The organism is Bradyrhizobium sp. AZCC 1578, from assembly GCF_036924675.1.
Taxonomy (GTDB): domain Bacteria; phylum Pseudomonadota; class Alphaproteobacteria; order Rhizobiales; family Xanthobacteraceae; genus Bradyrhizobium.
Genome location: NZ_JAZHRZ010000001.1, coordinates 124,500 through 148,355 on the forward strand (window position 1 = coordinate 124,500; position 23,856 = coordinate 148,355).

General features: G+C 63.4%; 20 protein-coding genes. 13 read left to right on the forward strand and 7 right to left on the reverse strand.

The genetic code is table 11. The annotated features are described in order from the left end of the window. The first annotated feature begins 33 nt into the window (after positions 1 to 33). The 4 genes from lipA (at position 34) to V1290_RS00735 (ending at position 4,238) form a co-directional block, all read left to right on the forward strand. Positions 34 to 993: a lipoyl synthase gene (lipA, locus tag V1290_RS00720; RefSeq protein WP_334362519.1), complete on the forward strand. Its 960-nt coding sequence runs from the start codon at positions 34 to 36 to the stop codon at positions 991 to 993. Positions 994 to 1,002: 9 nt separating this feature from the next. Further along, positions 1,003 to 1,476: a type II toxin-antitoxin system RatA family toxin gene (locus V1290_RS00725; RefSeq protein ID WP_065744589.1), complete on the forward strand. Its 474-nt coding sequence runs from the start codon at positions 1,003 to 1,005 to the stop codon at positions 1,474 to 1,476. Positions 1,477 to 1,540: 64 nt separating this feature from the next. After that, positions 1,541 to 2,455: an NAD(P)-dependent oxidoreductase gene (locus V1290_RS00730; RefSeq protein ID WP_334362520.1), complete on the forward strand. Its 915-nt coding sequence runs from the start codon at positions 1,541 to 1,543 to the stop codon at positions 2,453 to 2,455. Positions 2,456 to 2,564: 109 nt separating this feature from the next. Then, a complete protein-coding gene (locus V1290_RS00735; protein WP_334362521.1) occupies positions 2,565 to 4,238 on the forward strand; it encodes a thiamine pyrophosphate-binding protein in 1,674 nt (557 codons plus the stop codon). A gap of 7 nt (positions 4,239 to 4,245) precedes the next feature. Here the strand turns inward: V1290_RS00735 and V1290_RS00740 are convergent, their stop codons facing one another. Continuing rightward, positions 4,246 to 4,848, reverse strand: a complete 603-nt coding sequence (locus V1290_RS00740; RefSeq protein ID WP_334362522.1) for a CinA family protein — start codon at positions 4,846 to 4,848, stop codon at positions 4,246 to 4,248. 1 nt (position 4,849) lies between these two features. Continuing rightward, a complete protein-coding gene (locus V1290_RS00745; protein ID WP_334362523.1) occupies positions 4,850 to 6,046 on the reverse strand; it encodes a bifunctional 2-C-methyl-D-erythritol 4-phosphate cytidylyltransferase/2-C-methyl-D-erythritol 2,4-cyclodiphosphate synthase in 1,197 nt (398 codons plus the stop codon). 285 nt (positions 6,047 to 6,331) lie between these two features. On the opposite strand from V1290_RS00745, the gene dusB reads away from it, so the two are divergent. Genes dusB through ntrC form a run of 3 tightly spaced genes read left to right on the forward strand, consistent with a single transcriptional unit; the run spans position 6,332 to position 9,960 of the window. Continuing rightward, positions 6,332 to 7,333, forward strand: coding sequence for a tRNA dihydrouridine synthase DusB (dusB, locus tag V1290_RS00750; RefSeq protein ID WP_334368897.1), 1,002 nt, complete (start codon positions 6,332 to 6,334; stop codon positions 7,331 to 7,333). After that, the gene (locus V1290_RS00755; protein ID WP_334362524.1) at positions 7,330 to 8,505 is read left to right on the forward strand and encodes a two-component system sensor histidine kinase NtrB; all 1,176 of its coding nucleotides are present in this window, start codon (positions 7,330 to 7,332) and stop codon (positions 8,503 to 8,505) included. Before dusB ends, V1290_RS00755 begins: the two co-directional genes overlap by 4 nt. 9 nt (positions 8,506 to 8,514) lie before the next feature. Further along, positions 8,515 to 9,960 carry a nitrogen regulation protein NR(I) gene (ntrC, locus tag V1290_RS00760; protein WP_334362525.1) on the forward strand — a complete coding sequence of 482 codons (1,446 nt, stop codon included), beginning with the start codon at positions 8,515 to 8,517 and terminating at the stop codon, positions 9,958 to 9,960. A 125-nt stretch (positions 9,961 to 10,085) separates the two neighbouring features. On the opposite strand, the gene V1290_RS00765 is transcribed toward ntrC, so the two are convergent. The 3 genes from V1290_RS00765 to V1290_RS00775 form a co-directional block, all read right to left on the reverse strand. Then, on the reverse strand, positions 10,086 to 11,018 hold the full coding sequence (locus V1290_RS00765) for an MBL fold metallo-hydrolase (protein WP_334362526.1): 933 nt from the start codon (positions 11,016 to 11,018) through the stop codon (positions 10,086 to 10,088). A 96-nt stretch (positions 11,019 to 11,114) separates the two neighbouring features. Further along, positions 11,115 to 12,332 carry an NAD(P)/FAD-dependent oxidoreductase gene (locus tag V1290_RS00770; RefSeq protein ID WP_334362527.1) on the reverse strand — a complete coding sequence of 406 codons (1,218 nt, stop codon included), beginning with the start codon at positions 12,330 to 12,332 and terminating at the stop codon, positions 11,115 to 11,117. Positions 12,333 to 12,862: 530 nt separating this feature from the next. Then, the gene (locus V1290_RS00775) at positions 12,863 to 13,810 is read right to left on the reverse strand and encodes a helix-turn-helix transcriptional regulator (protein WP_334368898.1); all 948 of its coding nucleotides are present in this window, start codon (positions 13,808 to 13,810) and stop codon (positions 12,863 to 12,865) included. A 476-nt stretch (positions 13,811 to 14,286) separates the two neighbouring features. Here V1290_RS00775 and V1290_RS00780 point away from each other — a divergent pair, with 476 nt between their 5' ends. Then, complete coding sequence (locus V1290_RS00780; RefSeq protein WP_334362528.1) at positions 14,287 to 15,219, forward strand: helix-turn-helix domain-containing protein; 933 nt, start codon at positions 14,287 to 14,289, stop codon at positions 15,217 to 15,219. A gap of 28 nt (positions 15,220 to 15,247) precedes the next feature. Here V1290_RS00780 and V1290_RS00785 read toward each other — a convergent pair whose 3' ends face one another. Further along, positions 15,248 to 16,105, reverse strand: coding sequence for a catalase (locus tag V1290_RS00785; RefSeq protein ID WP_334368899.1), 858 nt, complete (start codon positions 16,103 to 16,105; stop codon positions 15,248 to 15,250). Between the two features lie 375 nt (positions 16,106 to 16,480). Here V1290_RS00785 and V1290_RS00790 point away from each other — a divergent pair, with 375 nt between their 5' ends. The 4 genes from V1290_RS00790 to hflX all read left to right on the forward strand — a co-directional run bounded on the left by V1290_RS00790 (position 16,481) and on the right by hflX (position 22,123). Beyond that, on the forward strand, positions 16,481 to 18,826 hold the full coding sequence (locus V1290_RS00790; protein WP_334362529.1) for a sensor histidine kinase NtrY-like: 2,346 nt from the start codon (positions 16,481 to 16,483) through the stop codon (positions 18,824 to 18,826). Then, positions 18,816 to 20,186, forward strand: a complete 1,371-nt coding sequence (gene ntrX / locus V1290_RS00795; RefSeq protein ID WP_334362530.1) for a nitrogen assimilation response regulator NtrX — start codon at positions 18,816 to 18,818, stop codon at positions 20,184 to 20,186. The genes V1290_RS00790 and ntrX overlap by 11 nt, the downstream gene beginning before the upstream one ends. Positions 20,187 to 20,486: 300 nt before the next feature. After that, positions 20,487 to 20,735 (forward strand): RNA chaperone Hfq, encoded by a 249-nt coding sequence (gene hfq, locus V1290_RS00800; protein ID WP_006020546.1) that lies wholly within the window; start codon positions 20,487 to 20,489, stop codon positions 20,733 to 20,735. An 11-nt stretch (positions 20,736 to 20,746) separates the two neighbouring features. Continuing rightward, entirely contained in the window at positions 20,747 to 22,123 is a 1,377-nt protein-coding gene (gene hflX / locus V1290_RS00805; protein WP_334362531.1) for a GTPase HflX, read from the forward strand. A 20-nt stretch (positions 22,124 to 22,143) separates the two neighbouring features. On the opposite strand, the gene mazG is transcribed toward hflX, so the two are convergent. Then, the gene (gene mazG / locus V1290_RS00810; protein WP_334362532.1) at positions 22,144 to 22,995 is read right to left on the reverse strand and encodes a nucleoside triphosphate pyrophosphohydrolase; all 852 of its coding nucleotides are present in this window, start codon (positions 22,993 to 22,995) and stop codon (positions 22,144 to 22,146) included. Between the two features lie 130 nt (positions 22,996 to 23,125). Here mazG and queC point away from each other — a divergent pair, with 130 nt between their 5' ends. Beyond that, on the forward strand, positions 23,126 to 23,836 hold the full coding sequence (queC, locus tag V1290_RS00815; RefSeq protein WP_334362533.1) for a 7-cyano-7-deazaguanine synthase QueC: 711 nt from the start codon (positions 23,126 to 23,128) through the stop codon (positions 23,834 to 23,836). The last annotated feature ends 20 nt before the right edge of the window (positions 23,837 to 23,856 follow it).

A 23,856-nucleotide genomic window follows, 5' to 3' on the forward strand; every position in this document is an offset into this window, starting at 1 on the left:
TAGCTAGGTATTCTCGTAACATCCGGACTTAACATGGTCGTTCTCGTCGATACCGTCTCCCTGAACCAGGTTCGCCCGCGTCACCCCGAAAAGGTGAACCGGCCGGATGCGCTGTCGCCGCCGAAGCCGGACTGGATCCGGGTGCGCGCGCCGAACACTCGCGGCTATGCCGACACGCGAAAGATCGTCAAGGAAAACGGCCTCGTCACGGTGTGCGAGGAGGCCGGCTGCCCGAATATCGGCGAGTGCTGGGACAAGAAGCACGCCACCTTCATGATCATGGGGGACACCTGCACGCGGGCCTGCGCGTTCTGCAACGTCAAGACCGGCATGCCCGGCGCGCTCGACGCCAATGAGCCGGAACATGTCGCGGAGGCGACCTTCAAGCTCGGGCTGACCCACGTCGTGGTGACCTCGGTCGATCGCGACGACCTCGCCGACGGCGGCGCCGAGCACTTTGCGCAGACGATTCGCGCCATTCGCGCACGCTGCCCGACCACGACCATCGAAATTCTGACCCCCGACTTCCTGCGCAAGGAAGGCGCGCTGGAGGTGGTCGCGGCAGCGAAGCCCGACGTATTCAACCACAATCTGGAAACCGTACCGGCGCGTTATCTCACGGTACGCCCGGGCGCGCGCTACTTCCATTCGATCCGGCTGTTGCAGCGGGTCAAGGAGATTGATCCCACGATCTTCACCAAATCAGGCATCATGGTTGGCCTCGGAGAGGAGCGCCACGAGGTGCTGCAGGTGATGGACGATCTGCGCTCCGCGGACGTCGATTTCCTGACCGTCGGGCAGTATCTGCAGCCGACCCGCAAGCACCACGCCGTCATGCGCTACGTGACGCCGGACGAATTCGCGGGCTACGAGAAGGTCGCTTATACCAAGGGTTTTCTGATGGTGTCGGCCAGTCCGCTGACCCGCTCGTCGCATCATGCGGGTGAGAATTTCGCCAAGCTCAGGGCGGCGCGGGCTGCGCTACACGGTTGAGCGCGTCCAATGCCTCGCTTTTCCAGCAAGCGCCGGGTTCATCATACCGCGTCGCATATGTTCGATCTGGTCGCCGATGTCGAGCGCTATCCGGAGTTCGTGCCGCTGTGCCAATCGCTGAGGATACGGCAGCGGACGCAGAAAGCTGACGGCACTGAAGTCGTCGTCGCCGACATGACGGTATCGTTCAAGCTGGTACGGGAGTCCTTCACCAGCCGGGTGACGCTGGACCGGCCGAACCTGAAAATCATGGTCGAGTATTTGAAGGGCCCTTTCAGCAATCTGGAAAACCGCTGGACGTTCGAACCGAAATCCGAAACCGACTGTGACGTCGGATTCTTCCTGTCCTATGAATTCAAGAGCCGGATGCTGGCGATGCTGATGGGGACGATGTTCGATACGGCCTTCCAGCGTTTTGCCGCCGCGTTCGAAAAGCGGGCGGACGTGATTTACGGGAAGCCCGCCACCGGGACCCGAAGCTAGTCTCCGCAACTCGGCGCGATCGGCTCTCGGAAAAATTCCAGGAAACAACAACGGAACGGTTGAAATGACGACATTCGAGCGCGTTGGCTTTATCGGCCTCGGTGGAATGGGACGGGGCTTGGTCAAGAACCTCGTTGCCAAGGGCGTGGCGGTCGCCGCCTATGATCTCAACCCGGCGGCTGTGGCCGTTGCCAAATCGTTTGGCGCGACCGCTGCCAGCGGTCTTCAGGAAATTCGCGACAACTGCCGCATCGTCATGATTTGCGTCAACGAGGCCGAGGATGTCGAGGCGTTGATGACTTGCAGCGATGGGCTGCTTGCCAGTCCGGCGCCGGGATTCATCATCGTGGATCATACCACCGGCAGCCCGCAGATGGTCGCAAAGCTCGACCGCATGGTGCGGGCAGCCGGCGGTCGGTATGCCGAAGCACCGATGACGCGAACCCCGAAACACGCCGACATCGGCAAGGTCAACGTACTGTTCGGCGGCGAGCGCGACCTGCTCGACGACCTCAGGCCCTATTTTGAGCTCTATGCCGAAAACATCTTCCACATCGGCCCATTGGGACACGCGATCCGCCTCAAGCTCATTCACAACTATATCGCCTTCGCCAATGTGGCGGCGTGGTGCGAGGGGTTTGCGCTCGCGGCCAAGGACGGGCTCGACCTCTCGCAACTCATCCGCATCATCTCGGCAGCCGGCGGCAAGAGCGGCATGCTCGATCTTTACGGCCAGGCCACGCTCGATGGCGACTTCACCCCGCTGATGTCACTGGCGAACGCCCGCAAGGACGTCCGCTATTATGCGCGCTGGCTGGAGGAGGCCGGTCTGCCCGGGTTCATGGCTGAGGCCGTGCACCAGACCTACCGGCAGGCGGCGCTGCTTGGGCACGACGGCGAGTCCTGCACAGCCGTCATCAAGGCTTACGAGGCCGTGACTGGCGTGGACGCACGGGTGCGGCCGAAAGACCAACAATAGGGAAGATGCCGAGCCGCATATCTGATTTCGCAGGAAACCGGTTGCTGGTGCCGACGCCATTCATTAAGCCGGGTCCAAATCCGTGATCCCGCAACAGAGGGACGAGACGATGGACGTAAATCTTCGAACCGGTGGCCATATTCTCATCGAGCAACTGGCCTTGCACGGTGCCGACACCGTGTTCGGCGTGCCCGGTGAAAGCTTCCTGGCTGCCCTCGACGGCATATACCAGAGCCAACGCGTGCGGTTCATCAACGCGCGGCAGGAGGGCGGTGCGGCCATGATGGCAGAGGCCTATGGCAAGCTGACGGGACGGCCCGGCATCGTGTTCGCCACCCGCGGCCCCGGCGCCACCAATGCGTCCTCCGGCGTCCATGTCGCGTTCCAGGACTCGACGCCGCTGATCCTGCTGCTTGGCCAGGTCGGACGCGACATGATGGAACGCGAGGCGTTCCAGGAAATCGATTATCGCCAGATGTTCGGGCCGATGGCGAAATGGGTCGCCCAGATCGATGATGCGCGGCGGATTCCCGAGTTCATCTCGCGCGCCTTCTTCACCGCGACCTCGGGCCGTCCCGGCCCGGTCGTGCTGGCGCTGCCCGAGGACATGCTCACCGACACCGCGGAGGTGGCGGATGCGCCACCTTACAATCCGATTCCGGTCGCGCCCGATGACGGCGCCTTGCGGCAATTCCATGCGCTGCTGTCGGAGGCGAAGAGGCCATTCCTGATCGTCGGCGGCGGCGGATGGAGCGATCAGGCTCGCCGCGATCTCGAAACGTTTGCCGCCGCGCACGAGGTTCCGGTCGGCGTCTCGTTCCGATGCCAGGACTATTTCGACAATCTGCATCCGGCCTATGGCGGCCATGTCGGCATCGGTCTGGACGCAAAAATCGCCGACCGGATCCGAACCAGCGATCTGGTGATCGCGCTTGGTGCGAGGCTGGGGGAGGCCACCACATCCGGCTACACGCTGTTTGATATTCCGAAACCGAAGCAGCCGCTGGTTCACATCTATCCCGACCCTGAAGAGATCGGCCGCGTCTATTCGCCGACGCTCGGCGTGGTCGCGAGCAGCGCGGCCTTTGCAGCCGCCATCAAGCGGCTGGAGCCGAAGCATCAATCGCGCGCCGACTATGTCAAGGCGGCGCATGCCGACTACCTCGCCTTTACCGAGCCGACCCGCTCGCCCGGCGACGTGCAGCTCTCGCAGGTCGTGCGCGGTTTGAGCGATCGCTTGCCCCATGACACCATCATCTGCAACGGCGCCGGCAATTATGCCGTCTGGGTGCACCGTTTCTGGCGTTATCGGCAATTTCGTACCGAACTCGCGCCGACCTCGGGATCGATGGGCTATGGCTTGCCCGCGGCCGTCGCCGCCAAGCTGCAGCATCCGGAGCGAACGGTGATCGCGTTCGCCGGCGACGGCTGCTTCCAGATGACCGGATTGGAGTTCATGACCGCGGTCGAAAATCGGCTGCCGCTGATTGTGATCGTCTGCAACAACGGCATGTACGGAACGATCCGCATGCACCAGGAGCGGACCTATCCCGGCCGTGTCTCCGGCACCGATCTGACCAATCCCGACTTTGCCGCACTGGCACGCGCCTGTGGCGGCTTCGGCGCATGTGTCGAGCGCACTGAGGATTTCGCGCGCGCCTTCGACGAGGCTGTCGGCAGCGGACTTCCGGCCATCATCGAGCTTTCGATCAGCCCAGAGGCGTTGACGCCGGTGAGCTCGCTGAGCGAAACGCGCGCCAAGGCTTTGGCCGCGGCGGTTTGATACTGGTTTATGGCCGCGTCGGCCGGCGCCGTTTAACGGCGCTGCGCCGCGGCGTACGGGCCACCCGTGGGCGTAGCCGGCTCATCGTTTCGCGTCGCGGTTTGGCGGAAGCTTGCGGTCCGCGGGCGAGCTCCATCAGCATGCGCAGCGCTTCCACCACCGAGCGCTGGCGCACGGTGGTGCGGCCAATGGCGCCAAAGCGGAATTCGCGATGCAGGATCTTGCCGTCGCGCGACGCGACCGCGAAATGCACGAGTCCGACCGGCTTGCCCGGCGTGGCGCCGCCGGGACCAGCGATGCCGGTGATGGATACCGCGAGATCGACGCCGGCCTTTTCCAGCGCGCCGACCGCCATTGCTGTCGCGGTTTCCTTGCTGACTGCGCCGAAGGTTGTCAGCGTCGAGGCTTTGACGCCGAGCATCGCGCGCTTGGCTTCATTGGAGTAAGTAATGAAACCGCGGTCGATGACATCAGAAGAGCCGGGAATGTCGGTGAGCGCGCCGGCCACCAGGCCTCCTGTGCAGGACTCCGCGGTGGCGATCGTCAGCTTGCGCATCCGGCACACATCAAGCAGCGAGCGGGCGAGGGCGCGGGCGTCGCTGCCGCTCATCTTACTCGCTCCAACCTTTATCGTTCCAAGGCAGGCGGATGGTAGCGCTCGCGGTTGCGGCGATGCCTTCCTCGCGGCCGGTAAAGCCGAGCCGTTCGCTGGTCGTCGCCTTCACCGCAATGCGGGAGATGTTGAGCCCGGTGATCTCGGCGATGCGGGCGCGCATGACATCGCGCAGCGGCCCGATCTTCGGGCGCTCGCAGATCATCGTGACTTCGAGATTGGCGATTCGTCCGCCCCGCGCGGTGACGCGATCGACGGCGTATTTGAGGAATTTGTCGGACGCTGCACCCTTCCACTGCGGATCACTCGGCGGAAAGTGCGAGCCGATATCGCCATCTGCCAGCGCACCGAGGATGGCGTCGACCAGGGCGTGCAGGCCGACGTCGCCATCGGAATGGGCGAGAAAGCCTCTGACGTGCGGCACCCGTACGCCGCAGAGCATCAGATGATCACCGTCGCCGAAGGCGTGCACGTCGTAGCCGGTGCCGGTCCTGATGTCGCCGAGCTGGGCGGCGAGCCGGGCTTCTTCACGAATGAAATCTTCAGGCGTCGTCAGTTTCATGTTCGCAGGATCGCCTTCAAAGGTCGCCACCGTCAATCCCGCCCATTCCGCGAGCGCCGCATCGTCGGTGAAATCGCTGCGGCCGTCGCGCGCGGCGCGGCGATGGGCATCGAGAATGACATCGAAGCGAAACGCCTGCGGCGTTTGCGCGATTCGCAACCATGCGCGTTCGGGCGTCGCCTCGACGTGACCGGCATCACCGACCTGCTTGATCGTATCGGTGACGGGAATTGTCGGAATAGCAGCGCCCGTCCGACCGGCGGCATCGATCGCACGCGAAATTACCGCGGAGGTCACAAAGGGACGCGCGGCATCGTGGATCAGGACGATGTCGGGCTTCTCCGCAGCCAGCGCCTCGAGTCCAGCATGCACCGAGGCCTGACGGGTGGCTCCGCCACTTGTGGGAGGTTGATGGCGCAGTCCTGCGACGGCTTCGTTGAACATGGCGGCGTCATCGGGATTCACCACCGGTTGCACGGCGAAGATGTCTGGATGCCGGCTGAACGCTTGCATGGCGCGGAAGATCACCGTCTGCCCACCGATCTCGCGATATTGCTTGGGTCCCCCGGCGCCGGCGCGAAGCCCGCGTCCGGCTGCGACGAGAATGGCTGCGGTACGCTCAGGTCTGGGCATCTGGACTCAAATACGAACGAATTAGGGGTGGTGAGGAGGGCGGCTGTGCTGGCGCACAGCCCTTACCATGCCGAATGAGGAAAAACAGAGCGATTCCCACGAGCTGTGGGAAAAGCGGTTTTTGTTGCAGTGCACTTGCGCAAATGATAGATCTGTCTAAAGTGTAGGCAAGAAGCTTGACTGCCCAAGATTTGTGCTCACAATATGCGCCGACGGTTGCAATGACGCCGCCGCCCCAACCAAGAGAACGCCGTGACCGGCCCGGAAAGTTCACGCTCTAAGCCGTTGAAAATAGGCGAGATTGCTGTCGCCAACCGGGTCCTTCTGGCGCCGATGTCCGGCGTCACCGACGCCCCCTTTCGACGCCTTGCCGCCACGCTCGGCGCCGGACTGGTCGTCTCCGAGATGACCGCCAGCGACGAACTGGTGCACGGCAGACCGATGTCGATTCTGCGCTGCGAGACGGCCGGTATCGGATCGCATGTCGTTCAGCTCGCGGGCTGCGAGGCGCATTGGATGGCGGAGGGGGCGAGGGTTGCGGAGGCTGCCGGCGCCGACATCATCGACATCAACATGGGCTGTCCGGCGCGTCATGTCACCGGCGGCCAGTCCGGCTCGGCGCTGATGCGCGATCTCGATCATGCGCTCAAGCTGATCGAAGCCACGATCGCGGCGGTCAAGGTGCCGGTGACGCTGAAGATGCGGCTCGGCTGGGACGATCGCTCGCTCAACGCGCCCGAGCTGGCGCGCCGCGCCGAAGCCGCCGGGGTGCAGATGATCACCGTGCACGGGCGCACGCGCTGCCAGTTTTACAAGGGCGTCGCCGATTGGGTCGCCGTGCGCGCGGTCAGGCACGCGGTTTCCGTGCCGCTCGTCGTCAACGGCGACATCACCTCATTCGAGCAGGCGGTCCGCGCGCTGGAAGTGTCGGGCGCGGACGCCGTGATGATCGGGCGCGGTGCGCAGGGCCAGCCCTGGCTGCCGGGCCAGATCGGCCGTCGGCTTGAGACCGGACAGGCTGAGACTGCGCCGTCGCTGGCCGAACAACTCGCGCATGTGCGCGCACTCTACGACGAAATCTGCAGCCATTACGGGCTGCGCATCGGGCTCAAGCATGCGCGCAAGCATCTCGGCTGGGCGCTGGAGGTGGCGGCGCAATGCAGCCGCGCACCGGTGGAGACGCTGAAGGGCTGGCGGCAAAAGATTCTGACGTCGGAGGATCCGCACCGCGTCCACCGCTCGCTGCAGGACGCGTTTGACGATTTCTCATGGAGTGCTGCTGCATGAATTCAGCCGCAGAATATCGCCGCGCCGTGCCCTCCGAAAGCGAGGCCATTCTCAACGCGCTGCCCAACCCGGTACTGCTGGTGGCGCCGGACGGCCGCATCGTCGACGCCAACATCGCTGCCGAATCCTTCTTCGAGATTTCGACGCAGTTCCTGCGGCGGCAGTCGCTGAAAGAATTGGTGCCGTTCGGGAGTCCACTGCTGGCGCTTATCGACCAGGTGCGATCGAGCAGCTCGCCCGTGAACGAATACAAGGTCGATCTCGGCACGCCCCGCATCGGCGGCGACCGCCAGGTCGATCTGCACGTGGCCCCGCTCACCGAACGGCCCGGCCACATCGTCGTGATGCTGCAGGAGCGCACCATCGCCGACAAGATGGACCGTCAGTTGACGCATCGGAGCGCGGCGCGCTCGGTAATCGCGTTGGCCGCGATGCTGGCGCACGAGATCAAGAACCCGTTGTCGGGCATCCGCGGCGCGGCGCAATTGCTGGAGCAGGCGGCCTCGTCCGAAGACCGCATGCTGACGCGGCTGATCTGCGATGAGGCCGACCGCATCGTCACCCTGGTCGACCGCATGGAAGTGTTCGGCGACGACCGCCCGGTGGCGCGGGGGGCAGTCAACATCCATTCCGTGCTCGACCACGTCAAACGGCTGGCGCAGTCCGGCTTCGCCCGCAACATCCGTTTCATCGAGGAATATGACCCGTCGTTGCCGCCGGTGTTGGCCAATCAGGACCAGCTCATTCAGGTCTTCCTCAATCTCGTGAAGAACGCCGCGGAAGCGGTCGCCGATCTCGGCAGCGATGCGGAAATCCAGCTCACCACCGCCTTTCGTCCCGGCGTCCGCCTATCGGTGCCGGGCAAGAAATCGCGGGTATCGTTGCCGCTGGAGTTCTGCGTCAAGGACAATGGATCCGGCGTGCCGGAAGACCTGCTGCCGAACCTGTTCGATCCCTTCGTGACGACGAAGCAAACCGGGAGCGGGCTCGGTCTCGCGCTGGTTGCCAAAATCGTCGGCGATCACGGCGGCATCATCGAATGCGAATCCCAGCCGCGGAAGACGACGTTCCGGGTGCTGATGCCGATGTTCAATCCCGCCAAACAGTTCGACCAAAGCAACCGCGACGGCGTTCCGGGTACGCTGCCGCCTGCCTCACAGGACGCAAGATGAGGAATAGCAATGCCCGCAGCAGGTAGCATACTCGTTGCCGATGACGACACCGCCATCCGCACGGTTCTGAACCAGGCTCTTTCGCGCGCCGGATATGAAGTGCGCCTGACCGGGAACGCCGCGACGCTGTGGCGCTGGGTGAGCCAGGGGGAGGGCGATCTCGTCATCACCGACGTGGTGATGCCAGACGAGAACGCGTTCGATCTCTTGCCCCGCATCAAGAAGATGCGGCCGAACCTTCCTGTCATCGTCATGAGTGCCCAAAACACCTTCATGACGGCAATCCGGGCGTCGGAACGCGGCGCCTATGAATATCTGCCGAAGCCCTTCGACCTCAAGGAACTCATCACCATCGTTGGCCGCGCATTGGCCGAGCCGAAGGAGCGGGTGACGAGCGCCGCGGACGAGGGTGAATTCGATTCGATTCCCCTGGTCGGCCGCTCGCCGGCGATGCAAGAGATCTACCGGGTGCTGGCGCGGCTGATGCAGACCGACCTCACGGTGATGATCTCCGGCGAGTCCGGCACCGGCAAGGAACTGGTTGCCCGCGCGCTGCACGACTACGGCAAGCGCCGCAACGGCCCGTTCGTCGCCGTCAACATGGCGGCGATCCCGCGCGATCTGATCGAATCGGAGTTGTTCGGCCACGAGCGCGGCGCGTTCACCGGCGCCAACACTCGCGCCTCAGGCCGGTTTGAACAGGCCGAGGGTGGGACTCTGTTTCTTGACGAAATCGGCGACATGCCGATGGAGGCGCAGACGCGGCTGCTGCGGGTGCTGCAGCAGGGCGAATACACCACCGTTGGCGGCCGCACCCCGATCAAGACCGACGTACGGATCGTGGCGGCAAGCAACAAGGATTTGCGCATCCTGATCCAGCAGGGCCTGTTCCGGGAAGACTTGTTCTTCCGCTTGAACGTGGTGCCTCTGCGCCTGCCGCCGTTGCGTGAGCGGATCGAGGATCTGCCCGATCTTATCAGGCATTTCTTTTCGCTCGCCGAAAAGGACGGCTTGCCGCCGAAGAAGCTCGACACGCTGGCGCTGGAACGGCTCAAGCAGCACCGTTGGCCCGGCAACGTGCGCGAGCTAGAAAACCTCGCGCGCCGGCTGGCTGCGCTTTATCCGCAGGACGTCATTACGGCCTCGGTGATCGATGGTGAGCTGGCGCCGCCGGCCGTCACCTCGGGCGCCAACGCCCCGATGGGCGTCGAAAACCTCGGGGGCGCGGTCGAGGCCTACCTGTCCTCGCATTTCTCGGGCTTTCCGAACGGCGTGCCGCCGCCGGGCCTCTACCACCGCATCCTCAAGGAAATCGAGGTACCGCTGCTCACCGCGGCGCTGGCGGCCACGCGCGGCAACCAGATTCGCGCGGCCGACCTGCTCGGCCTCAACCGCAATACGCTGCGGAAGAAGATCAGAGATCTCGATATCCAGGTCTACCGGAGCGGCGGCTAGGGATTGCTAAGCCCATCCGCCGGCCAATGCTTGTTCACCCGCGATCATTGCGCGCCCAACCGGGAGGCGCGCACTCCTTAACGCTATGAGTACGCGCCCTGGTTCGGCCCTAACCCAACAAGCGATCAGTAGTCCCAGATGGCCGGTACCCAACGAAAGGCGTCGCCGTCGACCGCCACATGGCCGATGGATGGGAACGGCAGGTGAGTGGCCACCAGGAGGCCGCCGGTCGCCGCCAGCTCCCGCAAAAGACTGATACGAACGCGTGCCGACTCCTCGGGGTCATGTTCGAAGCCGTTGTACCACTCGGGGTGTTCGAACCCGACCGCGAACACGAGGTCGCCGGCGAACGTCAGCCGGTCGCCGCCGGACGCCAGGCGGACCACGCTGTGCCCGGGGGTGTGGCCGCCGGTGCGATGGACGACCACCCCCGGCGCCACCTCGTACTCCTCCTCAAACGGCCGCAACTGGCTGCGGTACTCTTTCACGAACCGCTTGGCGGCCGATCGAAGCGCGTCCGGGAATCCCGGCGGCATGGAGACGTGGGAGAAATCGGGCGCTTCCCAGAACTTGACCTCGGCGGCCGCCACGTGGATCCGCAGGTCCGGACGCAGCCGTTCCTTGACCCCGTCGACGAGCAGCCCGCCAATGTGGTCCATGTGCATGTGGGTGAGCACCACGTCGGTCACGGACGCAAGATCGATGCCGGCGGCCTCCAGTCGCTTGATCAACTGCCCGGCCCGCGGCAAGTGCAAGTCCGGGTCGAACCCTAGACCAGCGTCGACGAGTATGGTCCGGCCGCCGCTACGCACCACGACCACGTTCAGCGCCCAATCGAACGCGTCCGGCGGCAGGAACATCTCGTCCAGCCAAGCCGCCCGGACGGCCGGGTCGACGTTGTGGGCCAACATTGCGGTTGGGAGCGGTAGCACGCCATCGCTGACCACCAGCACATCAATCTCGCCGACCTTCAGCGCGTAGCGCGACGGAACCAACTCTTCAGGCCCCGGCCTACTGGGTTGTGAGGTGTTGTCTAAGCTCATGTCTGTTAGGCTCATGTTTGTCTCCTGCTTCATGGTAAGGGCTGCTGGCTGGTCTCGGTTGAGCAGGCTGCGCAGCCAGCAGCGAGCGCAAGCCCGTTTCGCGTGAAGGGTCTAGAGGAAGCCAGTCACATCGGTCACACGCTCCGGATCGGCCGATGCCAACGCCGCCGCGCGCTCGGCCTGCGGCGGATAGATCCAGACGGTGTTGATCTCCTGCTTGGTCTTCTTGGCGACGTCGCCGACCATCTTGACGTTGCGTTCCCAGCCGCTCGTGAAAAGTGCGCCGGCCTCTCCGAGGTCGAGACAAGTGACATAGCCCTTCTGGTGATATGGCTTGGTCGGGACTCCCAGGAGCTCCGCGGCGGCATTATTGCCGGCAAAGGCACCCATCCGCGTGGCGTGCTGGCACGACATCAGCGCGTAGTTGCCGACATCGTCACACGCCGCGCGAGCGGCGTCGCCGGTGGCAAAGACGCCATCCACCGACGGCACGCGCAAATCCCGGTCGACAAGCAGCCGGCCGAAATTGTCGCGCTCGGCGGGGATCTGCGCGGTCAACGGTGCGGCGCGAATGCCGGCGGCCCAGATCACGGTCTCGGCTTCAATGCGCTCGCCACCGGAAAGCGTGACGCCGGATTTGTCGAGCGACGCGACGCCGGCACCGAGCCGCGTCTCAACGCCAAGCTTGCGCAGGGCGTCCTCAATGACGGGGCGGGGACCCGCGCCCATATCGGGAGCGATCGCGCTGTTCCGGTCGACGATGATGACGCGCGGGTTGGCATCCTTGCCAAGGATCGCACGGAGCCGCGCCGGTATCTCGGTTGCCGCTTCGATGCCGGTGAAACCACCGCCGGCGACGACGACCGTGTCGCGCCCGTTCATTGCCGGACGATTGGGCAGGCTATGCAGATGCCGGTCGAGGGCAATCGCGTCGTCGAGTTGGTCGACGCTGAAGCCGTGTTCGGCAAGACCGGGAATGTTCGGGCGGAACAGGCGGCTGCCCGTAGCCACGACCAGGCGATCGTAGGAGAGAGACTTTCGGGTGCCTTTGGCGGTAGCGACTTGCACCATGCGAGCCTTGGTGTCGATCGTTTCGGCGCTGCCTTGCACGTAGACAACGTCGATTGCCTTGAGGACATCGAGCAGAGGCGCCGTCAGGGTCTCCGGCTTCGATTCGTAGAGCCGGGGACGGACCACCAGCGTCGGCTCGGGTGCGATCAGTGCGATCTCGAGCTCCTCGGGCGAAACGCCCTGGATGTCGCGCAGGCGGGCTGCGGAAAGTGCGGCGTACATGCCGGCGAAGCCGGCTCCTATGATAACAAGTCGCATGGTTTGCTCCTGTGGTTAGATTCTCTCGGACCTGCGCGCGTCATCGCCGCCGCCCTGCATTGGCGGCAAACCTCTTCCGATCGATGACGCAAAGATGATGTGAAACGAGTCCCGGCTGTTACGGCGCGGGGCAGTCCAGCATTAGCGGCATTGGCATGGGACGTTCACATGCCGTTCGGCAGCCCCCGGATCCCGGGAGCGAGCCGCGTTGAAAGGCCATCAACGGAGCGGGCTTCGCGGGCCAGTCCTTGTAAAAGATGATGGAACTGACGGGGCTGGCGGTTTGGACGGCATGTGCCGGAATTTCCGTTTCTTCGCCCGCTGCCGAGGTGAAGCGAACGCTCAGCGAAAGTCCGTACATGAGTGCTGTCGCGACGACTCTCCGCCGCGGTGCGATTGCAAACGGGTTAGCGACGTTCATCCAGGCCATCGTTTATCTCCATCCGTTGTTGGCGTTGTGCCACGCTGATCTAGCGAATTGGATTTGCGACTGCCCCAGAGCGATTGCCGTACCTGTAGAGCGATTGCGGTTACCGAATGCGTCGCCGCCAATCGCTCGGGGTTTCGCCCGTCAGCTTTCTGAACGCGGCGGCAAAAGCGGTCTGCGACGAGTAGCCAAGCGCGGCTGCGATCGACACGATCGAATCGTTAGTGTCGCGCAGCATGTTCATGGCCTGCTCGAGTTGGTACTGCCGTAGCCAGGCATGCGGCGAAAGCCCGGTACTTTCCTTGAAGGCACGGCAGAAATGGAAGCGCGACAGGCCGGCATCGGAAGCAAGCGCCGCGAGCGAGACGTCCGCATCGGCATCCGAACGCAAGCGCTCGATGGCGCGGCCGAGCACCTTCGGCGACAACCCGCCCATGACCGGCTGGATCGTGGTTGGCGAGCCGGTGTGCGCAGCCAGCAGACGCGTGGCCAGGAGGTCCGTCAGTTGCTGCCTGAAGAGCGTATCCAGCGCCTCATTGCCCTCCAGGACATCCGAGGCGCTCAGGAGCAATCGGGACGTAATGGGGTCGGGATGCGCCGTTCGCTCCAAGAGATTGGTCGATGTGGCAATGTCGGCTTCGTCGGCAACCCGCTTGAGCGTTGTGTGAGGAAGATAGAGCTGTACGACATCAACAGGTTTCGGAATATCCCATCGGGAGCTTGATCCTTCCGGAATGATTATCACAACCCCGGGACGAAACGTTCCAATCGCAACCGATCTTCCTGATCGCCGCTCCATGCGCTGCACTGAGCCGTTGTAAGCCATGATGACGTGATGGGTCATGGGTTCGACAACGTCGTGCAATGGGTCGTGCTTCCAGTGGGCGATCCCGGCCCCGGAAGTGTCCAAAGCCATGCGGAGTGGTTTGGTGTGAAGCACGCGTGCCATCTCCGCATCGGCAGTACGGGAGTCGGCGATCTGCGAAGGATCCGCGTCTGACGCGGTGTGCGAATTCACTTGCGAAGAATTGCGCAGGATTGGCTTGCTCATGGCAGTTGCTCGCTTGAAGGGGGGCCTTTCGCTCGTGCCGTCGGGCCTGACTTGCGGTGCTGACGCGAAGCTATTGCTTCCTGTCTGCCCGCACTGATGCGCCAAGCGTCGAGAGCTTTCGGTGCGTGTTCTAGGCGCGTAGAACTACCGGGTCTTTCCCAAAGCGGCGGTGCTTTGCCTGATCTTGCTGCAAGCGGCCATCAAGCGTTTGTGACCGAAGTCGCTCAACAGTTGAGCGGGGTCGGCCTCTGCCGTCGAATGAGGCAAGGGCCGCTACCACTGCGTGTGCTTGCGTTGAAAACGGACAACAGCGCTGCCATTCCAAAAGCAAGCTGCTGCGCTTGTGTCACAAAAACGATGAAATAAGGCCTCGGCCAAACATGGTAGACGGCCGCGCTCCGAAAGCAGATAATATGCATTCGTTTCGCTGACGGCGCGATGCCAGTCCTTCCAACTTCAAAAGCAGGATAATGCATATGGCACAGGCGGGCGCCTTCGGCGCGAGGCTCGGGCGATTCCTGCACTTGAAAGATGCGCCGCCGTCGCTGGTCACGCGTTCACTGCGCGGCGTTGAACTTGCGGTCACCGAAACGCGCGATGATAACCCGGTACCCGGCCTTTCCGGCTCGCTGACACCGGAGGACGCCTTTCTCGTCAGCCTGAAGCTTCACGATTATCCGGACTGCGAGCTTTGGGAGCGCGGCAAGTGCATCATGAAGAGGGATGTCCAGGCCGGTGCGACCTATCTGTACGATCTCAAGTGCGATCCGCGCTATGTGATCGACAAGCCGTTTCATTCCCTGTTTTTCCATCTTCCGCGCTCGGCGCTCGACGGCATCGCTGAACAGTCCGGCGCGCCGCGCATTGGCGATCTTGCCTGTGAGCTCGGCGTCGGCCACGACGACACGGTCGTCCGTCATATCGGCGCCTCGTTCCTGGAAGGATTGCGGCGGCCATCCGAGGCCAACCAGCTTTTCATCGATCACATGATGCTCGCGCTCACCGCGCACGTTGCCCAGACCTATGGCGGACTGCGGCGCAATGCCGAGCTGGCCCGCGGCGGCCTTGCGCCGTGGCAGGTCAAGCGCGCCTGTGAAAGACTGGAGGCCGACCTCGGCGGGACACTTTCGTTGAAGCAGATCGCGGCAGAATTCGATCTCTCGGTCAGCCACTTCTCGCGCGCCTTTCGCATCTCCACCGGCCTGCCGCCACACCAGTGGCTGCTTCGCCAGCGTGTGAAGACGGCCAGGCAGCTTATGACCGTTCGCGACCTGCCTCTGTCGGAAATTGCGGTGTCGGCGGGGTTCGCCAATCAGAGCCACTTTACGCGGGTGTTTACCTCCGTGATCGGCGTCAGCCCTGGAGTGTGGCGTCGCGAAATGCTGGGCGCACCGGAAAGCGAAACGTGATCGGAGCCACGGGAGCGGCCTCGTCCGCTCAGCGACGCCTTGTCTGCGAGATAGTGTAGGCGGCGCGGCGGGCCGCAAACATCTCGTCCAGCGGATGACCGATGCCTTCGGCCAGAGTTGCCGGATTGAAGACGGGCTCGTCGCACGCATCATTTGCTTCAACACCGGTGATCACGATCGTTCCCAGCCGCACCGCTTCGCGTCCGTCCTCATCGGGCCATCGGACGGTCACGTCCATGACGGGGTCACCGGGACGACCCAGCAGCGCCACTACGCTGAACCTGATATCGCGAGCCGCGATCCGGGTTTCGAGGTCGTCGTGCAGCAGCCCGGCAGGCTTAACCCTGACCTTGGGCCCGGTCGCCTGTTCGCCAACCGGCGCGACCTTGAACTTGATGAACCTGGTTTCGCCCTTTGAATTCGTCGCGGGAAAAGCGTGCACTCCCCAATAGGTTGTGCAGGCAAAGCTTGCGGGTGGCGGATGCGCGGCCATGTAGCGTGCCTGATGCAGCGTCTCGGGATTGGCAACTGAGAATGCCTCGACCTTTTCCATGTCCGGCCTGCCGTCGGGTCCTGGAATGCGCGCTCGGAGGAAAGCCAACATCTGGTCAAGCGTCCTCGCGAAATGAACCGGGGCGCTCTGTGTGAATATTTCCGAGCGCTGGCCATCGCTGCCAAGCCGGAAGCTGAAACCGCGCAGCAACGTGTCGTTGGTGTCGAGGCCCCCTTCCACCGAGAAGCGCGCCAGCACGCGCGATGGCTTGGTGAAGCTACAGGATTTCGTGATCTCCTTGGCCTGATCGGATGGCGCATAGGTGCCACGAACGCATCGACCCCTGGCAAAGCTAGCACGTGCCTTTGGCGGAAGACTGGCTACCCACTTCATAGCAACGACGATGGATGCGGGGCTGGCAGGGCCGCGCGGGAACTTGGGCAGGGCGGGACCTCGGGTTCGAATGTTGGTGCACGGTTCTGGCCCAGGACGGCTTGGGCGTCTTTCCCGAATCCCCCATGCCTTGTCCGATTCTGCGACAAACCTTGCCGATGGCATCTTCCCCGATGGGTTGCCGTCACGTTGCGGATAGTTGCCTGGTGAGGATGATTCGACGCTTGGCAATTTTACCACTCGCGTGAAAAGAATGCCCGTAAGCTGTTGATAAAACAAACATCTTACTGATGCCGCAATTCGGCAACATTGTGATATGAATGCATCAGTCCGCAATTGGCGGGCCATAGCCATTCAGCTCACCGAATTGCCGGAATGACCACCGCAGAGACGAACTCGGCACCATCGTTCGACCCATCGCTTACCGAATCCGGAGGGGGGATCCTGCGGAAGTGGGTGGCGCCGTTTGCGGTCGCCGTCGCGCTGCTGTCGGCATTTCTGACCTTCATCGTCCTGGCCGGCCTGACGCCGATCGAGCCTACTCGCCAGGTTGTCTATTCGTTCCTGCTGATCAATGCAGCGACCACACTTCTGCTGGTCGCAATCATCAGCCGCGAAGTCTGGCTGGTGATCCAGGCGCGGCGGCGTGGCCGGGCCGCGGCACGGCTGCACGTTCAGATCGTCAGCCTGTTCTCCATCATCGCCGTGCTGCCGGCCGTACTCGTCGCGATCGTAGCCAACGTGACCATCGACCGCGGCCTCGACCGGCTGTTCTCGGGTCCGACGCGCGAGGTCATAGAGAACTCGCTGACCGTTGCCCGCGCCTACATGCAGGAGCACGCAAGGCTTATCCGTGGCGACATCCTGGGTATGACGGAAGATATTGCCCGCGCGCGACCGTTGTATGATCAGGACCGGCGGTCGTTTCAGGAACTGCTGACCGCAAATGCGGCCGCGCGAAACCTGCCAGCCGCGATGCTGGTTGACAAGGATGGCAACATCCTGGTCACGGCGAAGACCGGAATCCAGCAGGAATTCACGACACCGCCTCGGGAATTTCTCAGCAACGTCAATGAAGATGAGCCGCCGATCGCGGTCTTTCCCGAAGCCAATTATGTGGCCGCGGTGATCCGGTTGCGCGCCTTTGACGATACCTTCCTTTACGTGGCACGCCTGCTCGATCCGCGTGTGATCAGCCAGCTCAAGCAGACCGAGGCCAGCGTCGCCGAATATGCCCAGATCGAAGCCCGTCGGCTCGGGATTCAGGTCGCCTTCGCGCTGATGTTTGCGGTGATTGCGCTGACCATTCTGATGGCGTCGGTGCTGATCGGGCTGAATTTCGCCAACTGGCTGGTGGCGCCGATCCGAAATCTAATGAGCGCGGCCAACATCGTTTCGACCGGCGATCTGCATGTCCAGGTGCCGGTCCATAAATCCGAGGGTGATCTCGCCCAACTCGGCGAGACCTTCAACAAGATGACGGCCGAATTGCGCACCCAGCGCGACGAGCTGGTCAGCGCCTCGGAGCTGATCGACAGCCGACGCCGCTTCATCGAGGCGGTGCTGTCCTCGGCCAGCGCCGGTATCATCGGCGTCGACGCTTCGGGTAGCGTCGGCATCCTGAATCGCTCGGCCGAGAAACTGATCGGCCACGCGGAATCGGAGACGCTGGACCATCCGCTATCGGACGTCCTGCCCGAGCTCGACGACATGATGAAGACCGCGCGTGAGGGGACGCAGCGCCTGGTGCAAGGCCAGATCACGATCACCCGCGACGGCCACGAGCGCAACCTGTCGGTCCGCGTCAGCGCCGAGCAGACCAGCCACTCGCGCGACAGCTACATCATCACGCTCGATGACATCACGGAGCTCGTCTCCGCGCAACGTACCTCGGCATGGGGCGACGTGGCGCGCCGCATCGCCCATGAGATCAAGAATCCGCTGACGCCGATCCAGCTTTCGGCCGAACGCATCCGCCGCAAATTCGGCAAGGTCATCACCGAAGACAAGAACATCTTCGAACAATGTACCGAAACCATCGTGCGACAGGTCGACGACATCAGGCGGATGGTTGATGAATTCTCCCGCTTCGCGCGGATGCCAAAGCCGGTCATGGAAGGCGAGGACGTCGCCGACACCGTGCGGCAGGCGGTATTCCTGATGAAGGTCGGGCATCCCGATCTCGATATCGAGGCCGATATCAAGCAGGACCCGATGCGCGCGCAGTTCGACCGCCGGCTGATCTCCCAGGCGCTGACCAACATCATCAAGAACGCGACGGAGGCGATCGAGCAGGTGCCGCCGGAAGAACTCGGCAAGGGACGCATCGACGTCATCGCCGCGCGCGAAAACGACGACATCGTGATCGACGTGATCGACAACGGTATCGGCCTGCCGAAAGTGAGCCGCGCGCGGTTGCTGGAGCCTTATGTGACGACGCGCCAGAAGGGCACCGGTCTCGGGCTCGCCATCGTCGGCCGCGTCTTGGAAGACCATGGCGGCCGCATCGAGCTCAAGGACGCCTCCGATTTCCGCCCCGGTCAGCGCGGCGCCTGGATGCGGCTGCGGTTCGCCGTAACCGGCCATGCGCCCAAGCAACCGGCTCCGGAGGCAAAACCACAGACTGACGAAACCAATGAGGCGGCATCCGCGACCAATGATGAACAAAAACCGAAGCCGCAACGGGCAACTGACAAGGCAGGTGTAACCCATGGCCAGTGACATTCTGATTGTCGACGACGAAGCCGATATTCGTGACCTCGTTGCAGGCATCCTGGAAGACGAAGGCTTCAATACCCGTACCGCGCGCGACAGCGATTCGGCGTTGGCCGAGGTCGCCAACCGCCGCCCGCATCTGGTGTTTCTCGATATCTGGCTGCAGGGCTCCAAGCTCGACGGCCTGCAACTGCTCGAGCAAATCAAGAAGGAGCACGCCGACGTTCCGGTGGTGATGATCTCAGGCCACGGCAACATCGAGACGGCGGTGGCGGCGATCAAGCGGGGCGCCTATGACTTCATCGAAAAGCCGTTCAAGTCCGACCGGCTGATCCTGGTGGCGACGCGGGCGCTGGAGACCTCGCGCCTCAAGCGCGAGGTGAAGGAACTCAAGCAACTGGCTCCTACCGCGAGCGTTCTCACCGGACGCTCCGCCTGCATGAACCAGTTGCGCCAGACCATCGACCGCGCGGCCAAGGCCAACAGCCGTATCCTGATCGTCGGCCCCTCCGGCTCGGGCAAGGAATTGGCGGCGCGCATGCTGCACAATGCATCGAGCCGTGCAGAAGGCCCGTTCGTCGTCATCAACGCCGCGGCGATCACCCCGGAACGGATGGAAGTCGAGCTGTTCGGCATCGAGCAGACGAACGGCGAGCAGCCGCGCAAGCCTGGCGCGCTGGAAGAGGCTCACGGCGGCACGCTGTTCATCGACGAAATCGCCGACATGCCGCGCGAAACCCAGAACAAGATCCTGCGCGTGCTGGTCGATCAGACCTTTCAACGCTCGGGAGGCGCCGCCAAGATTCATGTCGACGTCCGAATCATCTCCTCGACCGCGCGCAATCTGGAGGAGGAGATCGCGGAAGGGCGATTCCGGGAGGATCTCTACCATCGACTGTCAGTAGTGCCGATTCGTGTTCCCCCGCTGTCGGAACGCCGCGAGGATATCCCCGAACTGATCGATTATTTCATGGACCAGATATCGGCGGCGACGGGCTTGCCGAAGCGGCAGATCGGGCAAGATGCAATGGCGGTATTGCAGTCCCATGTCTGGCCCGGCAACGTCCGCCAGCTCCGGAACAATGTCGAGCGCGTCATGATTCTGGCCGGCGGCGGTCCGGAAGCGATCATCACAGCCGATATGCTGCCTCAGGATGTCGGCTCGATGGTGCCGGCGATGCCGACCAGCAACAATGGCGAGCACATCATGGGGTTGCCGCTGCGCGAGGCGCGGGAAGTGTTCGAGCGTGACTACCTGATCGCGCAGATTAGCCGGTTCTCGGGCAATATTTCGCGTACGGCCGAATTCGTCGGCATGGAGCGTTCAGCGCTGCACCGCAAGCTCAAGGCGCTAGGGGTTGGCTGAGGCTGATTGAATCGCTTATTGCGATACGAATCGAGCGCACCCCCAACCGAATGGCATCTCTCCGATCCATGCATCTGCTAGGGAATATTTATCTCTTTCCGGACACTTGCGGAGAATGGCCACTGGGTTCCGCGCCGCTGGCGCCCGAACCGGCTTGCCTAATATCCGCGCGTACCCTCTAATCGTGCTGTCGAGCCGACCGGAGGGGGATCTCAGGGTGGGCCGGCAGGTCGGGGCAGGCTCCGTGAGAGGGCAACAACGGCTTAATAAAAAGAAGCACAAGACGGCGGGACAAAAACAATGGCGGCAGACCGCGCACAAAATCTACAAGACACCTTCCTAAATCACGTTCGTAAAACAAAAACGCCACTGACGATCTTTCTGGTCAACGGAGTAAAGCTGCAGGGGATAGTCACCTGGTTCGACAATTTCTGCTTGCTGCTTCGGCGCGACGGCCACTCGCAGCTAGTCTACAAGCATGCGATCTCGACCATCATGCCCGGCGCTCCGATCCAGTTGTTCGAGGGCGGTGAGGATGCTCCGGCTTGAGAGTGAACTGATTGGAACCCTTCGACCGTGAAGGGAGCGCCGACCGTCCGCGGTCGGCGGGGGCCAAACAAAGCGGGCGGGTGATCGTCATCGGCCCATATTTGCGAATGCGCCGCGGCGATGCCGATGCGCAGGCGAACGAGGCTGCGCGCGATTTCGAGGGCCGGCTCGAGGAAGCCACGGGTCTGGCGCGCGCCATCGACCTCACGATCGCCGACGCGCTGATTGCGCCAGTGACCCAGATCCGTCCAGCGACTTACCTCGGCAAGGGAAAGGTTGAGGAGATCACGGGCCTGATCGCAGGCCACGACATCGAGCTGGTGGTGATGGATTGCGCGTTGGCGCCGATCCAGCAGCGCAACCTCGAGAAGGCCTGGAACACCAAGGTGCTCGACCGCACCGGGCTGATTTTGGAAATTTTCGGCCGCCGCGCCAAGACCAAAGAAGGTGCGCTGCAGGTCGAGCTCGCGCACCTGAACTATCAGCGCAGCCGTCTGGTGCGGTCCTGGACCCATCTGGAGCGCCAGCGCGGCGGTTTCGGCTTCATGGGCGGTCCCGGCGAGACCCAGATCGAGGCCGACCGCCGCCTGATCGGCGACCGCATCACGCGGCTGGAAAATGAACTGAAGAAGGTGCAGGCGACGCGGCGGCTGCACCGCGCCGGCCGGCAGCGGGTGCCGTATCGCGTGGTTGCGCTGGTCGGCTACACCAATGCCGGCAAATCGACCCTGTTCAACCGGCTTACCCGTGCCGACGTGCAGGCGGCCGACATGCTGTTTGCGACGCTGGACCCGACCTTGCGCGCGCTGAGCCTGCCGCATGGCGGCAAGGCGATGCTCTCGGACACTGTCGGCTTCATCTCCAACCTGCCGACGCAGCTCGTCGCCGCCTTCCGCGCCACACTGGAAGAGGTGCTGGAGGCCGATATCATTCTCCACGTCCGCGACATCTCGCATGAAGACGCGGAGGCGCAGGAGCGCGACGTTGATGCCGTGCTGCGTCAGCTCGGCATCGATCCGGATGCCGGCGCACGTATCCTCGAGGTCTGGAATAAGATTGATCGCTTCGATCCCGAGGAACGCGAGAACCTGCGCAACATCGCCGCGCGCCGTCCGCCGGAGCGGCCATGCTTCCTGGTCTCCGCCGCGTCGGGCGAGGGGATCGATGCGTTGCTGACCGCGATCGAGGATCGCCTGGCGGCGACGCGCACAACACTCGACCTCTCCATCGACGCTTCCGATGGCGCCGGCATAAGTTGGCTGCATCGAAATGCCGAAGTGCTCAACAAGGAGCTCCGCGACGGACGCTTCGACATGACGGTGCGCGTCGACGAGACCAAGCGCGATATCGTGGTGTCGCGGTTCGACGCCGTTCCGCGGGTGGCGTAATTGTCGCGCGAACGCGCGTCCTATCTCCGATCACTCCGCGCTGAGGCTGCGGCCGGCTGTTCCGCATCCTTGGCTTCATTCCACAACGCATCCATTTCGGCGAGTGTTGCGTCCTCGAGCGAGCGGCCTTTGGCCGCCAGCACGCGCTCGATATAGGCAAAACGGCGCTCGAACTTGGCGTTGGTGCCGCGCAGCGCGGTTTCGGGATCGGCGCCGACATGCCGCGCCAGATTGACCAGCGCGAACAGGAGATCGCCGGTTTCGGCCGCGAGTTCGTCAGGCTTGCCGTTGTCCAGGGCTGCTTCGATCTCGTCAGCCTCCTCGCGAATCTTATGCAGGACTGCGCGGGGATCGTTCCAGTCGAAGCCGACGGTTGAGGCCTTGCGCTGCAATTCCATCGCGCGTGTCAGCGCCGGCTGGCCGGCCTTGACGGTTGCGAGCAGCGATCTGTGCGCGGTCTCCTCCGGCGGCCGCCGCGCCGCGCGCTCGGCCTTTTCCTCGGCCTTTATGCGTTCCCACGCGCTCTTGACGCCCGCGGGAGCGATGTTGCCGTCCTTGTCGGCGAACACATGCGGATGACGGCGAATCAGCTTGCCTGTGATCGCCTCGACCACGTCGCCGAAGGCAAAGGCGTTTTGCTCTTCCGCCATGCGGGCGTGATAGACGACCTGCAGCAGGAGATCGCCGAGTTCCTCGCGGAGATCATCGAGATCGCCCCGTGTGATCGCGTCGGCCACCTCATAGGCTTCTTCGATGGTGTAGGGCGCGATGGTCGCAAAGTTCTGTTCGAGGTCCCACGGGCAGCCCGTGACCGGCGTGCGCAGTGCCGCCATGATCTCGATGAGGCTGGAAATATCGCGGGAAGGGGTCATGGGGTTTCCGTCGCTTGGAGGGGCAGGTCGCTTTATGCCGCAAGCGATCGACCGATCCCAGCGGAACAGGCCAAAATCGAGGCAGTTTCCACCGGTTGGCCTTGGGGCGCGGGAGTGCTAATTGCCCGTCATGAGCGACCAATCACCGTCCGAAACCGCGCTGGTGCTGTTTTCCGGCGGGCAGGATTCCACGACCTGCCTGGCCTGGGCCTTGCGGCGCTTTGCACGCGTCGAAATGCTCGGCTTCAGCTACGGCCAGCGCCACGCCATCGAGCTGGAATGCCGCAACCGGCTGCTGTCGGGCTTAAGGTTGTTGCGGCCGGATTGGGCGGCAAAACTCGGCGAGAGCCACACGCTGGAGATCCCGACGCTTGCAGAGATTTCCGATACCGCGCTGACCCGCGATGTCGCGATCGAAATGGGCGCTGACGGCTTACCCAACACCTTCGTGCCAGGCCGCAACCTGGTGTTTCTCACCTTCGCCGCGGCGCTGGCGTACCGGCGTGGCATCCGCCACATCGTCGGCGGCATGTGCGAGACCGACTACTCCGGCTATCCGGACTGCCGCGACGAGACCATCAAGGCGCTACAATCGGCGCTGAATCTCGGTATGGCAAAGAATTTTGAGCTGTATACGCCGCTGATGTGGCTCGACAAGGCATCCACCTGGAAACTCGCGCACGAACTCGGCGGAGCAGGGTTGGTCGATCTGATCCGCGAGCACTCCCACACCTGCTATCTCGGCGAGCGCGGCGCGCAGCACGATTGGGGTTATGGCTGCGGTGAATGCCCGGCCTGCGCGTTGCGGGCGAAGGGCTGGCGGGAGTATGTAGGGGCGTAGTCGGCGGGACTTGCGCCGTG

Coding starts and splice junctions, on each gene's coding strand:
- V1290_RS00775 (WP_334368898.1), bottom strand. CDS start 13,810: ATGAGCAAGCCAATCCTGCGCAATTCTTCGCAAGTGAATTCGCACACC.
- mazG (WP_334362532.1), bottom strand. CDS start 22,995: ATGACCCCTTCCCGCGATATTTCCAGCCTCATCGAGATCATGGCGGCA.
- V1290_RS00785 (WP_334368899.1), bottom strand. CDS start 16,105: ATGAAGTGGGTAGCCAGTCTTCCGCCAAAGGCACGTGCTAGCTTTGCC.
- hfq (WP_006020546.1), top strand. CDS start 20,487: ATGGCGGCAGACCGCGCACAAAATCTACAAGACACCTTCCTAAATCAC.
- V1290_RS00745 (WP_334362523.1), bottom strand. CDS start 6,046: ATGCCCAGACCTGAGCGTACCGCAGCCATTCTCGTCGCAGCCGGACGC.
- V1290_RS00780 (WP_334362528.1), top strand. CDS start 14,287: ATGGCACAGGCGGGCGCCTTCGGCGCGAGGCTCGGGCGATTCCTGCAC.
- V1290_RS00735 (WP_334362521.1), top strand. CDS start 2,565: ATGGACGTAAATCTTCGAACCGGTGGCCATATTCTCATCGAGCAACTG.
- queC (WP_334362533.1), top strand. CDS start 23,126: ATGAGCGACCAATCACCGTCCGAAACCGCGCTGGTGCTGTTTTCCGGC.
- V1290_RS00765 (WP_334362526.1), bottom strand. CDS start 11,018: ATGAGCCTAACAGACATGAGCTTAGACAACACCTCACAACCCAGTAGG.
- V1290_RS00755 (WP_334362524.1), top strand. CDS start 7,330: ATGAATTCAGCCGCAGAATATCGCCGCGCCGTGCCCTCCGAAAGCGAG.
- lipA (WP_334362519.1), top strand. CDS start 34: ATGGTCGTTCTCGTCGATACCGTCTCCCTGAACCAGGTTCGCCCGCGT.
- ntrX (WP_334362530.1), top strand. CDS start 18,816: ATGGCCAGTGACATTCTGATTGTCGACGACGAAGCCGATATTCGTGAC.
- V1290_RS00790 (WP_334362529.1), top strand. CDS start 16,481: ATGACCACCGCAGAGACGAACTCGGCACCATCGTTCGACCCATCGCTT.
- V1290_RS00725 (WP_065744589.1), top strand. CDS start 1,003: ATGCCTCGCTTTTCCAGCAAGCGCCGGGTTCATCATACCGCGTCGCAT.
- V1290_RS00730 (WP_334362520.1), top strand. CDS start 1,541: ATGACGACATTCGAGCGCGTTGGCTTTATCGGCCTCGGTGGAATGGGA.
- V1290_RS00740 (WP_334362522.1), bottom strand. CDS start 4,848: ATGAGCGGCAGCGACGCCCGCGCCCTCGCCCGCTCGCTGCTTGATGTG.
- ntrC (WP_334362525.1), top strand. CDS start 8,515: ATGCCCGCAGCAGGTAGCATACTCGTTGCCGATGACGACACCGCCATC.
- V1290_RS00770 (WP_334362527.1), bottom strand. CDS start 12,332: ATGCGACTTGTTATCATAGGAGCCGGCTTCGCCGGCATGTACGCCGCA.